At 57.6% G+C, this 17,348-nt stretch carries 15 protein-coding genes; 9 read left to right on the plus strand and 6 right to left on the minus strand.

From position 1 onward, the window contains the following. Positions 1-58 precede the first annotated feature (58 nt). The 6 genes from pheT (at position 59) to RBB62_RS06170 (ending at position 6,843) form a co-directional block, all read left to right on the plus strand. Positions 59-2,470 (plus strand): phenylalanine--tRNA ligase subunit beta, encoded by a 2,412-nt coding sequence (gene pheT / locus RBB62_RS06145; RefSeq protein WP_309397857.1) that lies wholly within the window; start codon positions 59-61, stop codon positions 2,468-2,470. Positions 2,471-2,491: 21 nt separating this feature from the next. After that, complete coding sequence (locus RBB62_RS06150; protein WP_309397858.1) at positions 2,492-3,058, plus strand: YcxB family protein; 567 nt, start codon at positions 2,492-2,494, stop codon at positions 3,056-3,058. A gap of 47 nt (positions 3,059-3,105) precedes the next feature. After that, the gene (gene gatC, locus RBB62_RS06155) at positions 3,106-3,393 is read left to right on the plus strand and encodes an Asp-tRNA(Asn)/Glu-tRNA(Gln) amidotransferase subunit GatC (RefSeq protein WP_309397859.1); all 288 of its coding nucleotides are present in this window, start codon (positions 3,106-3,108) and stop codon (positions 3,391-3,393) included. Positions 3,394-3,510: 117 nt separating this feature from the next. Further along, positions 3,511-4,971 carry an Asp-tRNA(Asn)/Glu-tRNA(Gln) amidotransferase subunit GatA gene (gene gatA, locus RBB62_RS06160; RefSeq protein ID WP_309397860.1) on the plus strand — a complete coding sequence of 487 codons (1,461 nt, stop codon included), beginning with the start codon at positions 3,511-3,513 and terminating at the stop codon, positions 4,969-4,971. A gap of 24 nt (positions 4,972-4,995) precedes the next feature. Beyond that, complete coding sequence (locus RBB62_RS06165; RefSeq protein WP_309397861.1) at positions 4,996-6,150, plus strand: class I SAM-dependent rRNA methyltransferase; 1,155 nt, start codon at positions 4,996-4,998, stop codon at positions 6,148-6,150. A gap of 48 nt (positions 6,151-6,198) precedes the next feature. Beyond that, the gene (locus RBB62_RS06170) at positions 6,199-6,843 is read left to right on the plus strand and encodes a hypothetical protein (protein WP_309397862.1); all 645 of its coding nucleotides are present in this window, start codon (positions 6,199-6,201) and stop codon (positions 6,841-6,843) included. Positions 6,844-6,845: 2 nt separating this feature from the next. Here the strand turns inward: RBB62_RS06170 and RBB62_RS06175 are convergent, their stop codons facing one another. The 3 genes from RBB62_RS06175 to RBB62_RS06185 all read right to left on the minus strand — a co-directional run bounded on the left by RBB62_RS06175 (position 6,846) and on the right by RBB62_RS06185 (position 10,605). Continuing rightward, a complete protein-coding gene (locus RBB62_RS06175) occupies positions 6,846-8,099 on the minus strand; it encodes a tetratricopeptide repeat protein (RefSeq protein ID WP_309397863.1) in 1,254 nt (417 codons plus the stop codon). Further along, entirely contained in the window at positions 8,100-9,452 is a 1,353-nt protein-coding gene (locus tag RBB62_RS06180) for an AAA family ATPase (RefSeq protein WP_309397864.1), read from the minus strand. 181 nt (positions 9,453-9,633) lie between these two features. Then, positions 9,634-10,605: an acetyl-CoA carboxylase carboxyltransferase subunit alpha gene (locus RBB62_RS06185; RefSeq protein ID WP_309397865.1), complete on the minus strand. Its 972-nt coding sequence runs from the start codon at positions 10,603-10,605 to the stop codon at positions 9,634-9,636. A gap of 389 nt (positions 10,606-10,994) precedes the next feature. Here RBB62_RS06185 and tig point away from each other — a divergent pair, with 389 nt between their 5' ends. The 3 genes from tig to clpX all read left to right on the plus strand — a co-directional run bounded on the left by tig (position 10,995) and on the right by clpX (position 14,549). After that, positions 10,995-12,338: a trigger factor gene (tig, locus tag RBB62_RS06190; protein ID WP_309397866.1), complete on the plus strand. Its 1,344-nt coding sequence runs from the start codon at positions 10,995-10,997 to the stop codon at positions 12,336-12,338. Between the two features lie 205 nt (positions 12,339-12,543). Continuing rightward, a complete protein-coding gene (locus RBB62_RS06195) occupies positions 12,544-13,137 on the plus strand; it encodes an ATP-dependent Clp protease proteolytic subunit (protein ID WP_309397867.1) in 594 nt (197 codons plus the stop codon). A 74-nt stretch (positions 13,138-13,211) separates the two neighbouring features. Then, a complete protein-coding gene (gene clpX / locus RBB62_RS06200) occupies positions 13,212-14,549 on the plus strand; it encodes an ATP-dependent Clp protease ATP-binding subunit ClpX (protein WP_309397868.1) in 1,338 nt (445 codons plus the stop codon). Positions 14,550-14,864: 315 nt separating this feature from the next. Here the strand turns inward: clpX and RBB62_RS06205 are convergent, their stop codons facing one another. From RBB62_RS06205 to RBB62_RS06215, 3 genes are all read right to left on the minus strand, one after another. Further along, the gene (locus tag RBB62_RS06205) at positions 14,865-15,512 is read right to left on the minus strand and encodes an IS630 family transposase (protein WP_309397869.1); all 648 of its coding nucleotides are present in this window, start codon (positions 15,510-15,512) and stop codon (positions 14,865-14,867) included. Beyond that, positions 15,445-15,900: a helix-turn-helix domain-containing protein gene (locus RBB62_RS06210; protein WP_309397870.1), complete on the minus strand. Its 456-nt coding sequence runs from the start codon at positions 15,898-15,900 to the stop codon at positions 15,445-15,447. Before RBB62_RS06210 ends, RBB62_RS06205 begins: the two co-directional genes overlap by 68 nt. 134 nt (positions 15,901-16,034) lie before the next feature. After that, positions 16,035-17,291, minus strand: a complete 1,257-nt coding sequence (locus tag RBB62_RS06215) for a hypothetical protein (protein WP_309397871.1) — start codon at positions 17,289-17,291, stop codon at positions 16,035-16,037. Positions 17,292-17,348: the final 57 nt, after the last annotated feature.

A 17,348-nucleotide genomic window follows, 5' to 3' on the forward strand; every position in this document is an offset into this window, starting at 1 on the left:
TCTCTTTGCTACCTTCTGTTCAATAACACGCCTGCCTCACGCACCTAATTAATTTCCCATGAAAGTATCTTTAAACTGGCTAAAAAACTACGTCGATCTCGACGCCTCAGTGGATGAAATCTGCGAGGCCCTGCCGATGATCGGCCTCGAAGTAGAGTCCGTTCAAACCACGGGCATGCCCCAGATCGACAACCTCGTCGTGGGCGAAGTCCTGAGCCGCGAGCAGCACCCGGATGCGGACAAGCTCGGCGTTTGCCAAGTGAAGTTTGCGCTCGATCAGGAGCCGACGCAGATCGTCTGTGGCGCCAGCAACTACCAGGTCGGCGACCGTGTGCCGGTGGCCCTCATCGGCGCGAAGCTCCCCGGCGACTTCAAGATCAAGAAGAGCAAGCTGCGCGGCGTTGAGTCCAACGGCATGATGTGCTCTGCGAAAGAGCTTGGCCTGGGCGATGACCACAGCGGCCTGATGATCCTCACGGACCGCCCGGAAATCGGCACGCCGATGAACGACATTTTCAAGGACAGCGACACCGTTATCGAGCTGGAGCTGACCGCCAACCGCGGCGACTGCCTGAGCCACATTGGCGTGGCGCGCGAGCTCGCGGCTTACTTTGGCAAAGAGCTGAAGACGCCCGCGGTCAAGGCGGCAGCAGGGCAGGGAACAGGCCTGCTTTCCACGGTCGAAGTCACGACCGACGCTTGCCCGCTTTACACCGCGTGGAGCATCAAGGGCGTGAAGATCGGCCCGAGCCCCGAGTGGCTCAAGAAGGCTTTGACCGCCATTGGTCAGCGCTCGATCAACAACGTGGTCGACGTGACGAACTACGTGCTGATGGAAACCGGCCAGCCGCTCCACGCGTTTGACGCGGGCAAGATCAAGGGCGGCAAACTCGTCGTCCGCCAAGCTGCCGAAGGCGAGCCGATCACCACGCTCGACGAAAAAGAGCGCACGCTTTCTGACAAAATGATGGTCATTGCCGACGCCGAGCGCCCGCTTGTCGTGGCCGGCGTCATGGGCAGCCTCGATGCCGAAGTCGACGACAACTCGGTGGACATCGTGCTCGAAAGCGCGTGGTTCCAGCCGGGCGCCGTTCGCTGGGCAACGCGTCGCCTCAACCTTTTCTCGGACAGCTCGCACCGCTTCACGCGCGACGTCGATCCGGCGGGCGTGGACTACGCTGCGAAGCGCGCGATTGACCTGATCATCGAAGTCGCAGGCGGCGAAGTCGTCGGAGCGCCGATCGTCGTGGGCGAGGCTCCGCGTGGCGACCGCACCATCGAAATTTCCGGCGACTACGTGCGCAAGGTTTGCGGCTTCGACGTGAAGGACGCCGAGATCGAATCCTCCTTCCAGCGCCTCGGCTTCATTGTCGCAGGCAGCGCTGAAGGCTGGCAGGTCACGGTGCCGAGCTTCCGCCCGGAAGTTGACCGCCCGATCGACCTTGTCGAAGAATTCATCCGCCTCTACGGCACGGCGAAGATCCCGGAAGGCGCAGTCAAGGCGACCGGTCTGCCGCGCGACGACGCGCCTCTGGCAAAATACAATCGCCTCGCCGCCAACCTGCTGGCGTCGAACGGTTTTGCCGAGTGCTCGCACTACACGCTGGTCGATGGCGATCAGCTGGCGCCTTACGAATTCGAAGATCAATACCCGGCGCTCAAGCTGGCGAACCCGCTCACGTCCGAGATGGGGCACCTGCGCGCGTCGCTGATCCCGGGCCTCGTCAAGGCGGCTTCGCTCAACCAAAGCCGTGGCAATGCGCCGACGCGTTTCTTCGAAACCGGTCGCGTGTTCCGCAATGGCGGCAAGGACATTTCCGAAATTGCTTCTATCGCCTTCGTGTGGCGCGCCGATGCGGAAGGCCGCAAGTGGCGTGAGCGCGGCGCTCCGGATTTCTACTCGGCCAAGGCCCTCGTGGAGAATCTGCTGAGCCTCGGCGGCTTCAAGTGCCCGAAGTGGGACACGACCGACCACCCCGCATGGCAAGATGGCCAAAGCGGCGGCGCCGGTTGCTGGGTGAAGGCACAGGTGATGGTCCGCGCCGGTCTTTTGGACATGAAGATGCTCAAGGACATGGAAGTCGACGGCCTCTGGTTGGCAGGCGAAATTTTGTTCCTCGCTGCACGTCAGCCGAAGAACGACAAGGCCGCGCGCTTCCAGGCATTCAGTGATTTCCCCGGCAGTGAGAAGGACCTCGCGCTCGTGGTTGACGCCGAACTGCCCGCCGAGAGTGTCCGTAAGGAGCTCGCCAAGGCAGCGGAGAAATCCACGGCCGGCGCGTTTGGCGTGGACTCCGTGGAGGTGTTCGACGTTTACACCGGCACTGGGCTGCCCGAGGGCAAGAAGAGCCTCGCCTTCAGCATCAAATACCGCAGTCCCGAGCGCACGCTCAAGGACAAGGAGGTCAATTCGGCCTTCGCTGCGGTGCAAAATGCGATGAAGGAAGCAGGCTACGAAGTCCGCGGTTAATCCAACCCGATCCGCTAGGAAATGCCGCCCGAAGTTCAAGTGAGCTATCGCATGGATGCCGAGGGCGCGTTTCCGGCTTTTTCGGAGCTGGTGCGCAGCAATCCGCGCTACCGCAGGCTGACTGCGTGGCTGAAATACGGCTGCGTCATCGGCTTTTTCATTTTTGCCGGCTTTCAGAATAACTGGGGACACCTCTCTTATAATACGCAGGGCGAGCGCTACGGAATCATCGGCCAGAGCATTGGCCTCGTGGTGCTGTTCGGGTTCTCCGTGTTGATCACCTACGTCGGCGGGCGGATATGGTCTTCACGTATGGACAAGAATATCCGCCAGCAAATCGAGGCGATGCCCGAGGAATTCTTTGGCGAGATTACGCTTCGTTTTGATGCGGAAAAAATCGAGGTCAGCCGCCAGGACAGCACGTTCAGCGTGCCGTGGTCGGATGTTGGCGAGGCGCGCAAGTCCGCGCATTACTTTCACCTGACCCGCGAGGATGGCGCCTTGATCGCGTGCATTCCGTCGGGTTCGTTTCAGAGCCTCGAAGATATGGACCGCATTCAAACCTTCGCAGCGCAGGTGCGCGCTTAAATCTTGCGCCTGGTCCGCTTTAAACCTTTCGTTTTCACCTGATTCCCATGGCCCACACCGAAATTGACATCGACAAAGTCGCCAAGCTTGCGCGACTCGACCTCACCGACGAAGAAAAGCAGACCTACTCCGCGCAGCTGGGGCAGGTGCTTGAGCACATGGAAAAGCTCAATGCGCTGGACTTGGACGACGTCGAGCCGACCGCGCACTCCTTCCCGTTGAGCAACGTGCTCGACGAAGACGTGGACGAGCCGGGCTTCACGCCGGAAGAGGCACTGCGCAATGCGCCCGCCCAGCGCGAAAACCAAGTCGTCGTGCCGAAGGTCGTCGAATAATTATTTTGAACAGAAGAAAGGAAAGAGAGCAAAGGAGTGAGATGATTTTTATTCGATAGCTGGCTTAGCTTTCTTTGCTGCCTTCTGTTCAATTTCCTTACCATTCAGTTTTTCATCATGCCTGAACTTTACGAACAAACCGCTGCTGAGTTGAGCGCCCTGCTGGATGCCGGCGAGGTCAGCTCGAAGGAAATCATGTCTGCGTTTCTGTCGCGCATCGATAGCGTGGAAAGCAAGGTCCGCTCCTTCAATTCCTTCGATCGCGAAGACGCGCTCAAGCAGGCGGAAGCCGCCGACGCGCGCCGCAGCCAAGGCGCCGTGAAGGGCCCGCTGGATGGCATTCCGGTGGCGCTGAAGGATGTGATCGCGGTAAAGGATCAGCCGCTGACGGCGTCCAGTAAGATCCTCAAGGATTTCGTTTCGCCCTACGACGCGCACGTGACCGAGCTTCTGAAAGAGCAGGGTGCGGTGCTGTTTGGCCGCCTGAATCTGGACGAGTTCGCCATGGGCTCTTCGACGGAAAACAGCGGTTTTCAGCGCACCTGCAATCCGTGGGACCTGGAGCGCATTCCGGGCGGTAGCTCCGGTGGCAGCGCCGCCGCGATCTCTGCCTTGGAAGCGCCGCTCACGCTGGGCAGCGACACCGGCGGCTCGATTCGCCAGCCTGCCTCGCTCTGTGGTTGCGTGGGCATGAAGCCGACCTACGGCCTCGTTTCCCGCTATGGCCTGATTGCTTTTGCTTCATCGCTGGACCAGATCGGCCCGTTTGCGAAGTCGGTCGAAGACGCCGCGATTCTGCTGCAAGGCATCGTGGGTCACGACCGCCGCGACTCGACCTCGATCAAGATGGAGATCCCGGATTACCGCGCCGCGCTGACGACCGACAAGAAGTGGCGTCTCGGCGTGCCGAAGGAATACTTTGGCGAAGGCCTCGACCCGGAAGTTCGCGCCGCCATCGACGCCGCGATCAAAAGCTACGAGGCGATGGGCCACGAGATTGTGGAAGTCAGCCTGCCGACGACTGACCTCGCCGTGCCGGTTTACTACATCCTCGCGCCGGCCGAAGCGTCGTCGAACCTCTCGCGCTACGACGGCATCCGCTACGGTCACCGTAGCGCCGAGGCCAAGGACGCGATCGATGTTTACTACAAGAGCCGCGCCGAAGGCTTTGGTCCGGAGGTGAAGCGTCGCATTATCCTCGGCTCGTATGTGCTCTCCAGTGGCTACTACGACGCCTATTACCTGAAGGCGCAGAAGGCCCGCACGATCATCCGCAACGACTTCAACGCCGCCTTTGAACAATGCGACGCGTTGCTGACGCCCACCTCGCCGACGGCCGCGTTTAAGGCCGGCGAAAAGGCCGATGACCCGCTGTCGATGTATCTTTCAGACATCTTTACGATCAACGTAAATCTCGCCGGTCTGCCGGGCATCAGTGTGCCTTGCGGCTTTACGAGCGGCGGTTTGCCGATCGGCTTGCAGATCATTGGCAAGGCTTTCCAGGAAGCCGAAATGATGGCCATCGCGCATGCTTATGAAAAGCAGCACGACTGGTCGAAGCGCACGCCTGCGCTTTAAATTAACTTTCAAAGAACGGAGAAAATGAATTTACCGGCACTTCAACTCAAACCCGGTAAGGGACCTCGCGCGCTGCAAGGACACCCGTGGGCTTACCTCAGCGATGTCCGCGAAATGCTGCCGGACAAAATGAACGGCAAGGCCGTGGAGCTTAAAGACTCGCGGGGCAAGAGCCTTGGCGCGGGTCTTTACAACGGTCATTCGCAGATCGTCTGGCGCCGCTATTCGCGCGAGGCTGTGCCGTTTAACCGCGCGTATCTGCTGTCTGCGATTGGCGCTGCGATGGGCCGCCGCGCCGATGAGCCCAACCGCCGCATCGTGTGGTCGGAGGCCGATGGCTTGCCGGGCCTGATCGTGGATCAATTCAGCGACGTGCTCGTGGTGCAGCTGCAAACCCTGGGCATGGACGACCACTGCGCAGACATCGAGTCCGTGCTCGTTGAGCTGCTCTCGCCGAAGGAAATTGTTTACCGCAACGACGCGCCGAGCCGCCAGAAGGAAGGCATGAAGCTGGAGTCGTCCACGATGACGGGCAACCGCCTGCCTGCGCAGTGGTTTGAGATCGATGGCGTGCAGTATTTCCTCGATCACCTGTCGGGGCAGAAAACCGGCTTTTACTTGGACCAACGCCAAGAGCATCTGCGCATCGCGTCGATGGCCAAGGGCCGCCGCGTGCTGGACGCTTTCTGCAACCAGGGCGCGTTCGGCTTACAGTGTGCGAAGGCGGGCGCGGCGTCGGTTTTGGCGCTCGATATCTCCGAAGATTGCATCAAGGCGACCAAGAAGAACGCGGCTCAAAATCAGCTGGCTGTCGAGGCCGAAGAAGCGAACGTGTTCGATTGGTTCACCAAGAACCGCAAAGGCGAATACGACCTGATCGTGCTCGATCCGCCGAGCTTTGCCCGCAATAAAAAGGCCGTGGGCGGCGCGTTGCGCGGCTACAAGGAGCTGAACTTACGCGCGCTGAATCTGCTCGCGCCGGGTGGCATTTTGGCGACGTATTCCTGTTCGGCGAGTGTCGGACTGGAGCAGTTCATGGAGGTTGCCCAACAGGCTACCAGCGACGCCAAGCGCGATGTGCGTTTGGTGGAGATCACTGGCCAGCCGGCGGATCACCCTGCGCTGCTGAACATGCCCGAGAGCCACTACCTGAAGGGACTGGTGCTCGAAGTTCGTTAATGCTTTTTTGCGCTTGGAGGGGCGGCGCTCGCTCCCTAACTTGCACTGATGGAAACTGAACCCGTCGTCTCTCCGCAAATGTGGACCGCGCTGGCAATCATGCTTTTGCTTTTGCTGGGCGGCGCGGTGGTCTCGATCATGTATAGCTTCAAGCTGCATGGGCGCATTGTGCATCAGTTTCGTTTGCTGGGGGAAAAGTTCGGCATCGAGCTGGAGATCCCCAAGGCGACGATGGGTGGGCTCTATCGCCGCAACCCCACGCTTTACGGACGTTGCCGCGGGCATGAGATGTCGATCTATCCGCATGGCTACGGCCTGGATAATACGCGTCAAACCGATGTCGCGGTGCGCATCACCACGCGGGCCAGTGCCAAGCTTCACCTGACCTTGGCCAAGCGCAACTTGTCCGGCAAGTTGGGGCAAGTTGGCCGGCTCAAGGAGATCAAAACGGGCGATGTAAAGTTCGACGAGGTGTTCTCGCTCAAGAGCAATGACCCAGAGGCGGCGCTGGCGATTTTTAACGAAGAGTGGCGCGGCAAAGTGATGGCTGAATGGCCGGCCGAGGACTCCTTTTTATCGCTGGATAAAAGCATCCTCACTCACCTGAAGTCGGGTCTGCCCTACGAGGACAAGGCGCGCTTAGAGTTGGAAGCGATGGCGGAGTTCTGCCTCGATTTTTCGGACAATATTTAGCGCTAGAAATCCCGGGCAAGAATGCTGGGCCCAATCCAGCTGAAAGCGACGAGGATGAAGATTGCTGTGTCGCGTACTAAGTGGATTTGTGGAATTTCGTAACCGGCAAAATGCATGTAGGCCGAGATAAGCAGCAGCGCCATGCAAACGAAAGAAATGGTCAAGCAGATGCCCAGCTTTTTGCCTTTAAAACGGCCCGCGTAGGCAAGTGGTAAACTTGTCAGTAGGAAGCCGATGCCGGTGAGAAAGAGTGGGTTCGGTTCATACAGCGCAAAGTACAGCAGCGTGATGCTGAAGCCCAGGTAGCAGGTGAAGGCGACGGCGGCCGAGATCCATTTTTGGGAAGTCGTCAGGATGCGGCGTCCCCGGCGCGAGAGCATGAGCAGCAGGTTGAAAATCGCGTCGCCAGCCCAAGTCAGGAGCACGAGGCACATCCACAGACTGATGATTATGCCTGCCTCCATTAAGTGGCCACGCGCCACGAGGGTGCGCCAAGAAACCTGATAGACGAGGTAGGCCCCGATGAGGACGCCAACCCGGCTAATCGGCCTGAGACCGGTCATGAAAAATGAATACGCGAGCAGGGCGCCGTAGATGCTGCTTTTCGCCTTCATAGCGGCGATCAGGCCATCGCGCGCATACGAGTAGTTGGGCTCGCGGCGGAGTGCTTCGGTAAAGTGGTTCAGCGCGGATTCGCGGTCGCCGGCCTGTAGTTTTGCCCAACCGGCGTTGGTGTGGGTATAGACGTCTTCCGGGTCGTTGGCGAGGGCGTGCTCGATGGTCTCGAAGGCCTCGCTGTTTTTGTTGAGGAAGAGCAGGGCGCGGGCCCGCGCGTTGATGCAGTTGCTGTCTTCGGGGTCGACCTTGAGGCCGTCGTTGGCAAATTGGAGGGCTTTCAGCCAGTCGCCGTCGGCACCGTAGGTCCACGCAAGCACGCCGTAAACGGCGGCGTTATCGGGGCTCATGCGGAGGGCGAGTTCGCCGTCGGAGCGCGCTTGTTTGATGCGCTTGAGGTCTATATAAATCCGGGCGCGGGTGATGAAGCACTCAGGCTCGTCAGGGGCCATGCCGATGGCGCGGTTGATGGACTCCAGGGCTTCCATGGGCTGGTCCTGCTGGATTGCAGCCTGAGCGATGATGATGTGTGCGCCGACGGAATGCGGGTCCGTCGACAAAGCTTCTTGCGCGGCGGCTCGAGCGTCCTTGAACCGCCGGATGTTGAGCAGTTCCCACGCGCGGTTGAGAGTCTCCGTCATCTAGCGTTTCACTTTTAGATGGTCCAGAATGTCGTCGTATAGCCCGCTCTGGTTGGCGTAGAGCGCATAATTTTTTGCCGTGGCAAACCACTCGCGGGTGCTGGGCTTGATGCGTTTGGCGGCCTTGATCAAGTCCTTGGTGGTGAGGGGAACGAGGTCGCCCTTTTTCATCGCCTCTTCCAGCTTGGCTTCGATGGCTTCATCGACGAGGCCCTTGATGTCTGCGCCGGAGAAGCCGTCGGTTTTCTTGGCCACGGCTTGGTAGTCGATGCGGTCCACCGGCTTGTTGAGCAGCATGACTTCCAAAATTGCGGCGCGGGCCGGCATGTCGGGCGGCGGCACGAAGATGATGCGGTCGAAGCGGCCGGGGCGGCGGAACGCGGAGTCCAGGTGCCACGGGGCATTGGTAGCGGCGAGCACCAGCAGGCCTTCGTTGTCGGAGTCGACCCCATCGAGCTCGGATAGAAACTGGTTAATGGTGTTGCGGCCGGCGCTTTGCTTGAGGTCCGAACGGCTGGCACCGAGGGCGTCCACTTCGTCGAAAAAGAGCACGCTGGGCGTGTGGCTACGGGCTTGGTTGAAAATCTCGTGGAGGTTCTTTTCGCTCTGGCCGATCCACATGTCGAGCACGTCGTGCAGGCCGACAGCCATGAAACTAGCCTTGACCTCGCCAGCGGTCGCGCGGGCCAGAAGGGTTTTGCCGCAGCCGGGAGGGCCGTAGAGCAGAATGCCGCCGCCTACCGATTTGCCATAGGCCTTGAACAGTTCGGCATTGGCCAGCGGGTGGATGACCTTCATGCGAATCTGATCCTTGACGTAGTCCATACCGCCGACGTGGTCGAAGGTCATATCCGGCTCCTCGGTCTCCAAGAACCCGGCGCCGGGGATATCTCCAGCGGGCAGGCGCATTGGGCCGTCGCTGTCGTCATCGGTGTCTTCCATGAGGAAGGGGGCGAGCTCTTCGTCGAGTGACTCGTCCTGGTAATCCGGGTAGTCGTCAAGGAGGCCGCGGTAAATTTTGGCCGCTTTCATGAGCTCGGTCGTTTGGGAAAGCACGCGGGCGTAGAGGAGTTGGCCCGCGGGCGTCAGGCGCTTGGCGCGCTCCATGGACTCGAGGACGACGAGCGCTTCGGACTGCTTGCGCTGTTGGAAGTAGGCTTCGGCGAGTTGCACGTTGAGCTCGTTATTGTTGGCCTCAAGCTTGAGGGCTTCGCGGAATTCTTCTTCCGCTGCAGTGAATCGACCGAGTTTCATCAGGCGTGAGCCTAAATGCTGCCGCAGCGCGACGTTCTCCGGTGAGAATGAGAGCGCCTGTCGTAGCGCCTGAATTTCCTCAGGTTCATCAGTAGCCATAGTAAAATTCTATCCTCCTAAATTATGACTTAGGGTCAATTCTGTAGTTTCTATTAGTGAAACTGCTCGCGCCTAAGCCAGCAATAGACCTGAACAGTTTGAATGCCCCGCATTTTTGACCGCGAAAAAAAAAACGAGCCGGCGGACCGACTCGTTTCTGAAAAATCTTTGAAGTTGCGAGTTAGGCGCCGGCTTCGGTGAACTGGCCCATGGCGCGGAACTTCGCGTAGCGGCCGTCGAGGAGTGCCTTGGTGCTCTTTTTTTTGAGCTTGGCCAGGTTGGCTTCGAGCGCGAGCTTGAGGTTGGCTGCGGCGAGCTTGGGATCCACGTGCGCACCGCCCAAGGGTTCATCGACGACTTCATCGACCACGCCGAGCTCGATGAGCTTGTCGGCGGTGATCTTCAACGCCTCGGCGGCGCGGGGGGCGTGGACGCGGTCCTTCCAGAGGATCGCGGCGCAGCCTTCCGGCGAAATGACCGAGTAGTAGGCGTTGTCCATGATCAAAATGCGATCCGCCACGGCAATGCCGAGCGCGCCACCGGAGCCTCCTTCACCGATAACGGTGGCGATGATCGGCACGGTCAGGGCGCTCATTTCGCGGATGTTGACCGCGATGGCCTCGGCCACGTGGCGCTCTTCCGCGCCAATGCCGGGGTAGGCCCCGGGGGTGTCGATCAGGGCGATGATCGGCATCTTGAACTTTTCCGCCATTTCCATCAGGCGCAGGGCCTTGCGGTAGCCTTCCGGGTTGGGGCAGCCGAAGTTGCGGGCCAGGTTTTCCTTGGTGGAGCGGCCTTTTTGCTGGGCGATGATCATCACGGGCTCGCCATTGAGGAAGGCCGGGCCGCCAATGATGGCCTGGTCGTCCATGAAGCGGCGGTCGCCGTGGAGCTCCTGAAAGTCGTCAAAAATCGCGTCGATGTAGTCGAGCGAGTAGGGGCGCTGCGGGTGGCGCGCCAGCTGGATCTTTTGCCAGGGCGTGAGGTTGGCGTGGATGCGCTTGCGGGTTTCCTCGATCTTTGCGTTGATCGCTTTGATCTCTGCGGACACGTCGAGCTGAGACTCCTCGGACATGCGCTGGAGGTTCTCGAGCTGTAGCTGGAGCTCGTGGATGGGCTTTTCAAAATCGAGGGTGTGCTTCGGTTTTTCCATAGCGTTAAGCGGGGGACTATTTCGAGGGAGGAGCTTCAGGTCAAATCCAAAGGCAACTGTTTGAAACGTCTTGGAAACGATTTTTCTTATGAGAATGATGTTTTCACAAGCGTTGTTTTCCACAGAAGGATACAAAGAGAACGAAGCCCCAAGACGGTTACGGCTTTGTTTGCTTCGTTAACTTCTGTTCAATAAATGTTCTCCAGCGTCTTTTCGGAGGGTCGAAACTCCCTTCTGGACTACCCGGCGAAACTTTCAATCCGGGCTTGATCTTATTGGCGGCATTCGTTTGGCTGAACGGCTTTTCCACCGCGGAATTCCGCACAGTATACCTTTGGGCCGTTTCTTGAGAGCGGCCAGTTAATCAACACCGAAACCACCCAATCCACGTGAAAGTTACCGTCGAAGACGTCAACGATACGCGCAAGAAAGTCCACGTCAGCATCGATGCAGACGAAATTGCTGCCGAGTCCAAGAGCATCCTTAGCCAGTTCGCCAAGAGCGCCAAGCTTCCAGGCTTCCGCCCTGGTAAGGCTCCGGTTAACCTGATCCAGGGCAAATACAAGAACGAGATCAAGAGTGAGCTCAACCGCAAGCTCACCGGCGATGCCTATCAAGAGGCTGTGAAGGAATCCGGGCTTGATGTATATGGTGTTGTAGCAATGGACGGTGGCGACATCGAAGCCGGCGCTCCTGGCGCAGAAATGTCCTTCACTTTTGACATCCGCCCCACCTTCGAACTGCCCGAATACAAGGGGGTCGCCGTTACCGTGCCCAAGGCCGAGGTGACCGAAGACGAATTCCTCCAGACCAAGGACTATATCCTCAACCAACGCGCCGAATACAACGTGTGCGAAAAGGCTGCCGAAAAGGGCGACTATGTTAAGGTGTCCTATGAAGGCAAGATCGGCGAAGAACGCATTGCCGACCTCGTGGAAGACAAGAAGATTTACGGCACCCAGACCAACACTTGGGAACAGGCTGGTGATGAGCATTCCCCGGGCGTGCGCGCCGTGGTGGACGCCCTCTTAGGCATGTCCGCTGGCGACAAGAAGGACGTGGAGCAAGTGTTCGCTGACGACTTCGAAGTCGAAGCCCTCCAGGGCAAGACCGCTACTTACGCGATCGAAGTGCACGAAGTACGCGAAAAGAAGCTTCCCGAAATGGACGAAGAGTTCCTCAAGGGCTTCCAAGTCGAGACCGTTGAGCAGTGGGAAGAGCGCATTAAGGAAGACATCAAGGGCCAGAAGCTTCAGCACGCCAACGGACAGAAGCGCCAGCAGCTTATTGACCACCTGATCGGCCTCATCGACATCGCGGTGCCGGAAAGCGCGATCGACAACGAGCGCGAAGTCATCCTCCGCCAGCACGTTGAGCAAGCCATCCAGCAGGGCGCAACCGAGGAGCAGCTTGAAGAGCACAAGGAGTCTCTCTTTGGCCAAGCCGGCGAAGCCGCCGTCAAGCGTGTAAAGACCCAGTTCGTCCTCGGCCGCATTGCCGAAGCGGAAGAAATCAAGGTCGAGAACGAAGACATGCAGCGCGCGATCATGAACCAGGCGATGCAGACCCGCACCGCCCCGGACAAGATCGTGAAAGAACTTCAGAAGAGCCAAGACCAGCTCCGCGAGCTCCAGCGCGCCGTTCTTTTCGAGAAGACGCTTGATTTTCTGATCGAACAGGCGAGCGTTACGGAAGTCGAACCTGAGGCCGAAGCAGCCACTGCTGAAGCCTAGGAAGCATCTGGGTTCTTTTACAGGTTGATGGCGGAAAATTACCTTCCGTCTTGCGATGCGATGAAAATGAGGGTTCACTGCGTAGTGATCCGCTTGTGAGCCATGCGCTTATGGGCGATCTGGCTACGTTTCGCAGCTTTCATTTTCATACGCACCATCAACATTTTAGATTTCCTGACACTTCCAAAGTGATAGATTCCCAATCATGAGCTATATTATTCCATTTGTTACAGAGCGCGACGGGCGTGGAGAACGTCGTGATGATATCTACAGCCGCCTGCTGCGCGACCGCATTATTTTCCTTGGCACGCCGATTTATGATGAGGTTGCCAACGCTGTCGTCGCCCAACTGCTCTTCTTGCAAATGGAAGATCCTAAGAAGGATATCCATCTTTATATCAACTCACCGGGTGGCAGCGTTACCGCAGGCATGGCGATCTACGACACGATCAACTTCATGCACTGCGACGTGGTGACCTACTGTGTGGGCATGGCCGCAAGCATGGGCACTGTGCTCCTGGCAGCTGGCTCCAAGGGCAAGCGTTATGCGCTGCCGAATAGCCGTGTGATGATCCACCAGCCGACCGGCGGTGCCACGGGCCAAACGTCGGACATCTCTATTGCCGCCAAGGAAATCATACGCTGGCGCAATACGCTCAACGATGTTCTGGCCAACCACACCAACAAGTCTGCTGAACAAATCATGCAGGACAGCGATCGCGATTACTACATGACCGCGGACGAAGCCTGTGAGTATGGTATTGTTGATCAGGTGATTAAGCAAAAGCCGAAGGGCTAATTGGGCTTTTTGCCGTATCAGGCTTTGTTACTTGCCTGTTCTGTCGATAAATAGTAACGTTTGTCCCTTTCGTTATGGCTAAATCCACCAAAATGACCTTCTGCTCTTTCTGCGGCAAATCGCAGAACGAAGTCCGCAAGATGATTGCTGGGCCGGCGGGAGTCTACATTTGCGACTCCTGTGTTAATGTCTGCAAGACCATCATTGACAGGGAATTGCGGGATGAGCCTGCGAAAGGAACACCTCCGCCGAGCAACGATTTTGCCGTCAAATTGGTCAAGCCCTCTGAAATTAAGGCTCGGCTGGATGAGCATATCGTTGGGCAAGAGCACGCGAAGAAGGTTTTGTCCGTCGCGGTTTATAACCACTACAAGCGACTGCAAAACGAGGAAATTTCCGAAGACCTCGCCATCGCTGAGTTCAGCGAAGTTTCCATCGAGAAGAGCAATGTGCTGCTCGTCGGCCCGACTGGTTCGGGCAAGACGCTGCTCGCGCGCACGCTCGCGGAGATGCTGGAAGTGCCGTTTGCCATCGCCGACGCCACCACGCTGACCGAAGCCGGTTACGTGGGCGAAGACGTGGAAAACATCGTTTTACGCCTCCTGCAGTCCGCCAATTTCGACGTCAAAAGCGCCGAGCGCGGCATCATCTACGTCGACGAAATCGACAAGATCGGCCGTAAGACGGACAATGTTTCCATCACCCGCGACGTGTCGGGCGAAGGCGTTCAGCAGGCGCTGCTCAAGATTATCGAAGGCACGGTGTGTAATGTTCCGCCGCAGGGTGGCCGCAAGCATCCAAATCAGGAATACATCCAGGTCAACACCGCGAACATCCTCTTCGTCTGCGGCGGCGCATTCGTCGGCCTCGACAAGCTCATTTCCGACCGCGCAGGTAAGAAGGTGCTTGGTTTCGACATTACTGGCGAAAAGGCCTATGTGCCGCAGCGTGACGAGATCATGCGCGAAGTTCAGCCAGAAGACCTCGTGAAGTTTGGCATGATTCCCGAGTTCATCGGCCGCTTGCCGATAGTCTCCGTGCTCAACGAGCTAACCCTCGAAGACCTCGAATACATTTTGACCGAGCCCAAGAATGCAATGGTCAAGCAATACTCCAAGCTATTGGCCATGGAGGGCGTCAAACTGCGCTTCTCGCGCGACGCCATCAGTGCGCTTGCCGAAAAAGCATTGGAGCTCAAGACCGGTGCCCGCGCGCTGCGTTCGATCATGGAAAAGCTCATGCTCGACGTCATGTATGAGATCCCTCAGGACTCAACGATCGAAGAGTGCCTCGTGACCGCAGCCACCGTTCGCCACGGCCACCGCCCGCAACTCAAGCGCGGCGAACAAACCGCCGAATCGCCGTCCGAGCCCAGCTCCACCCCCACCAGCCAAGACAACGACGCCGCCTAGGCAACGTGCCGTTGCATCCATAGATTTGCGCATTGCGCAAATGGCTTATTGATCTGTCTGAAGCTAGGGCGACGCTTACAAGCGAGCCGGAGTTACATTCGATTAAGAAAGGTAGGGCGCAGTCTCCAGACAAGCCGCCACCTCCGAGCCAACGGATATTCAACCGTCTTCATTTTAGGCTATACAAACTTTCTGTTATTTGTCTTAAAGTCTTGATGGCCAAGAGATACGAGCTGACCGAGGAACAATACGACTTAATCAAGGACCTGCTGCTAGGTAATACTAATTCTCACATAAATCGAGAGTTATGAAATTTCATGAAGCGTTTGCTGAAGCGCGTGCCCATCCGTTACCAACGAGCTTGTTGACCCGCCTCTTGTCTGCCCACCAGTCTTCTAGGTGTGCTGCGACGACTTGGTCTAGGGTTTCGATGCTTGGCCACAGTTTGTTGGCGGTGTGATCTTGGATGAGATCCCAGAGTTTCTCGATCGGATTGAGCTCTGGGCTATACGCTGGCAGCATGATCGTGTGGACTCCCTCGGGGATGCTTGGGTGGCTGTCTTCGCTCGGATGGAAGCCCGCACCGTCCCAGACAACGACGTGCTCGTGCTCGGAAAATTCAGCTTTGATTTGTTCCAGGAAGGCCTGTGTCCATTCGAGATTGACGCTCGGGGTTTGGATAAAAACAGCTTCGCCATCGACGATGTCGAGCGCCCCGTAACAGTAGCTCCACGTGTATTTGCTCTGCCACAGTTTGTGCGGACGATGCCCTTTGAACGTCCAGACCCGACGCAGGTTTGGTAGCAGTCCATAGCGACTCTCATCGGCGAACCACACCTTGACCGGCAACGACTTACGAAGCGGCAACGCCTTCAGTTTGCCATAAAACGAGCGCTTAAACTTTTCCGCTTTGATCGGGTTCCTCTTCTCGTGGACGGGGCGCGGTTCCGAGCGAAGTGACAAGACCGACGCGTTGGCGGACCGGACCACCCGCAGCACCCCAGCCACTTTTTTTTAACCAACGCCAAACCGTTTTGTAGCTAAAGCGACGGCCAAAATGACTTTCAAGCTGCTGCTGAGCTTGCACGGCGGTGTTCCAGCGAGACGCTGCCAGGCCTTTCTTCAGAAACGCCTGCACATCCTCGTTGTAGTTAACTGATTTGGTGCCTTTGTAGCCACGATTTAAGACAGCCTCTAGACCGCCTTCGCGATAAGTCGCAAACCAACGATAAATCGTTGCCTTGCTCTTACCTACCGCTTCCGAGATGTCATCATCGCTCTTGCAAGGGTCGAACCCTAAACGCAACGCCACCAAGCGCTGCGTTCGCCATCCCGTTGCTTCTGTCTTCAACAGAGCCTGAATACGCTCACGATCTATATCGTTGCCTAAATGTCGTTTCCTCACGAAAAAACACTAAAGCAAGTATCGTGCTCAATATCTCAATTTAAACGAGAAAAGGTATAACATAAAGAGCCGACGCCACGCTAGTCGTAGCTTACTCGCATAAATCGAGGAGAGCCCTCGGTGACGGCGGTTGCGTCCCGCAGGGTGAGTGTCCACGTGTTGTCGCCGTTGTCCGTAGCGCTGGAAATGACCGCAACGCTACTGTTGCCGACTGACCAGCCACTGTTATAGCGAAGTGTGGTGGAAGCCAAACTCGACAAGTCGGCGCCCGAGTAAATCAGGTAGTTTAGATCGTTGTCGTTTTGCTGCAAAGTGACGGTTAACTGACCGTAATGGCTGCCTGAAAGGTCCGCGGTGGAGAATTCGCTGGGGGCGTAATAATCAGGTGTGGTGGGATCATAGGCCAAGGCATACTCGTCATAATTCGTGCGGCCGTCGCCGTCGTTGTCCGCATTTGGCGGGTATTCGGTGATGTCGGTGGAGCCAAATTGTGTGCTAGCCCAGTCGCCATAGCCGCTGGGGACGCTGAGACCATCATAGGCATCGATAATGGCTTGGATTTCCGCTGCATAATTACCCACGTAGGTTGCGCCACTAATGTTATTCGTGCCATCAGAGCCCACGAACCAATTGACGCCTACTATCGTCAGCTCTCCGTTAATGACCCGCAGCATCGGCGCGCCCGAGTCGTAGTTTTGCAACTGCGCTTCATAGGTGACATAGGCGCTGTCGCCAGATGAGTTTTGAGTTGTGTAAATCGCGGTCCCGGTCGCGACGACATCATCAGTGCCAGTAACACTTTGGTTGAAAAGCACGCTCGTAATTCTGTTTTTACCGACGCCGGTGTCCAGCGCGACATCATCGGTGTTGGGGGAGCGCCCCAAGAGAAAAACTTCAGCGTTGGACAACCCGGATTGGATGAAATAAATCGCGTTAGTGATCGAACTGTTCATGAACGGCAGCGGTTCATAGGTGCCTGGTAGTGGCTCGTTGAGCACGCCGACCCAGAGGTCGGATTCGCCAATACGCTCCCCCGCGACAACTGTGCGCTGCTGACTGTCGCCATTGGGGTCGTTGGTGGCATAGAAGGTCATGGTTTGGCCGACCAACGGATGATAGTGGTTGGCGCACAAAACAACGTTGCTGCTCACGAGGGTGCCCCAGCGGAGGGATACTTTACCGATGGCCGAAAGACTATAGCTGGCTGCAATGAATGACGCGTCGTTCGTAAATCGGTCGTTCGTGGCGTCAGTATAATCGTCAATCGTGATATCTGCGTACGCAGCAGAGCTGCTGATTGCCCAAGCAAACATGCCGAGAATTATGGGGTTTTTCACGCGAATCATCTTAAGACTGGCCGATCAATAAGCAAGGCTGACTGTCTGGCTACATCG

This window comes from Cerasicoccus maritimus (assembly GCA_031296935.1).
Classification (GTDB): Bacteria; Verrucomicrobiota; Verrucomicrobiia; order Opitutales; family Cerasicoccaceae; genus Cerasicoccus; species Cerasicoccus maritimus.

Bases quoted from the DNA above. Each gene is read 5' to 3' on its own strand.
- RBB62_RS06195 (WP_309397867.1), top strand. From the start codon at position 12,544: ATGAGCTATATTATTCCATTTGTTACAGAGCGCGACGGGCGTGGAGAA.
- RBB62_RS06165 (WP_309397861.1), top strand. From the start codon at position 4,996: ATGAATTTACCGGCACTTCAACTCAAACCCGGTAAGGGACCTCGCGCG.
- RBB62_RS06185 (WP_309397865.1), bottom strand. From the start codon at position 10,605: ATGGAAAAACCGAAGCACACCCTCGATTTTGAAAAGCCCATCCACGAG.
- pheT (WP_309397857.1), top strand. From the start codon at position 59: ATGAAAGTATCTTTAAACTGGCTAAAAAACTACGTCGATCTCGACGCC.
- RBB62_RS06150 (WP_309397858.1), top strand. From the start codon at position 2,492: ATGCCGCCCGAAGTTCAAGTGAGCTATCGCATGGATGCCGAGGGCGCG.
- gatC (WP_309397859.1), top strand. From the start codon at position 3,106: ATGGCCCACACCGAAATTGACATCGACAAAGTCGCCAAGCTTGCGCGA.
- RBB62_RS06180 (WP_309397864.1), bottom strand. From the start codon at position 9,452: ATGGCTACTGATGAACCTGAGGAAATTCAGGCGCTACGACAGGCGCTC.
- gatA (WP_309397860.1), top strand. From the start codon at position 3,511: ATGCCTGAACTTTACGAACAAACCGCTGCTGAGTTGAGCGCCCTGCTG.
- RBB62_RS06170 (WP_309397862.1), top strand. From the start codon at position 6,199: ATGGAAACTGAACCCGTCGTCTCTCCGCAAATGTGGACCGCGCTGGCA.
- clpX (WP_309397868.1), top strand. From the start codon at position 13,212: ATGGCTAAATCCACCAAAATGACCTTCTGCTCTTTCTGCGGCAAATCG.
- RBB62_RS06175 (WP_309397863.1), bottom strand. From the start codon at position 8,099: ATGACGGAGACTCTCAACCGCGCGTGGGAACTGCTCAACATCCGGCGG.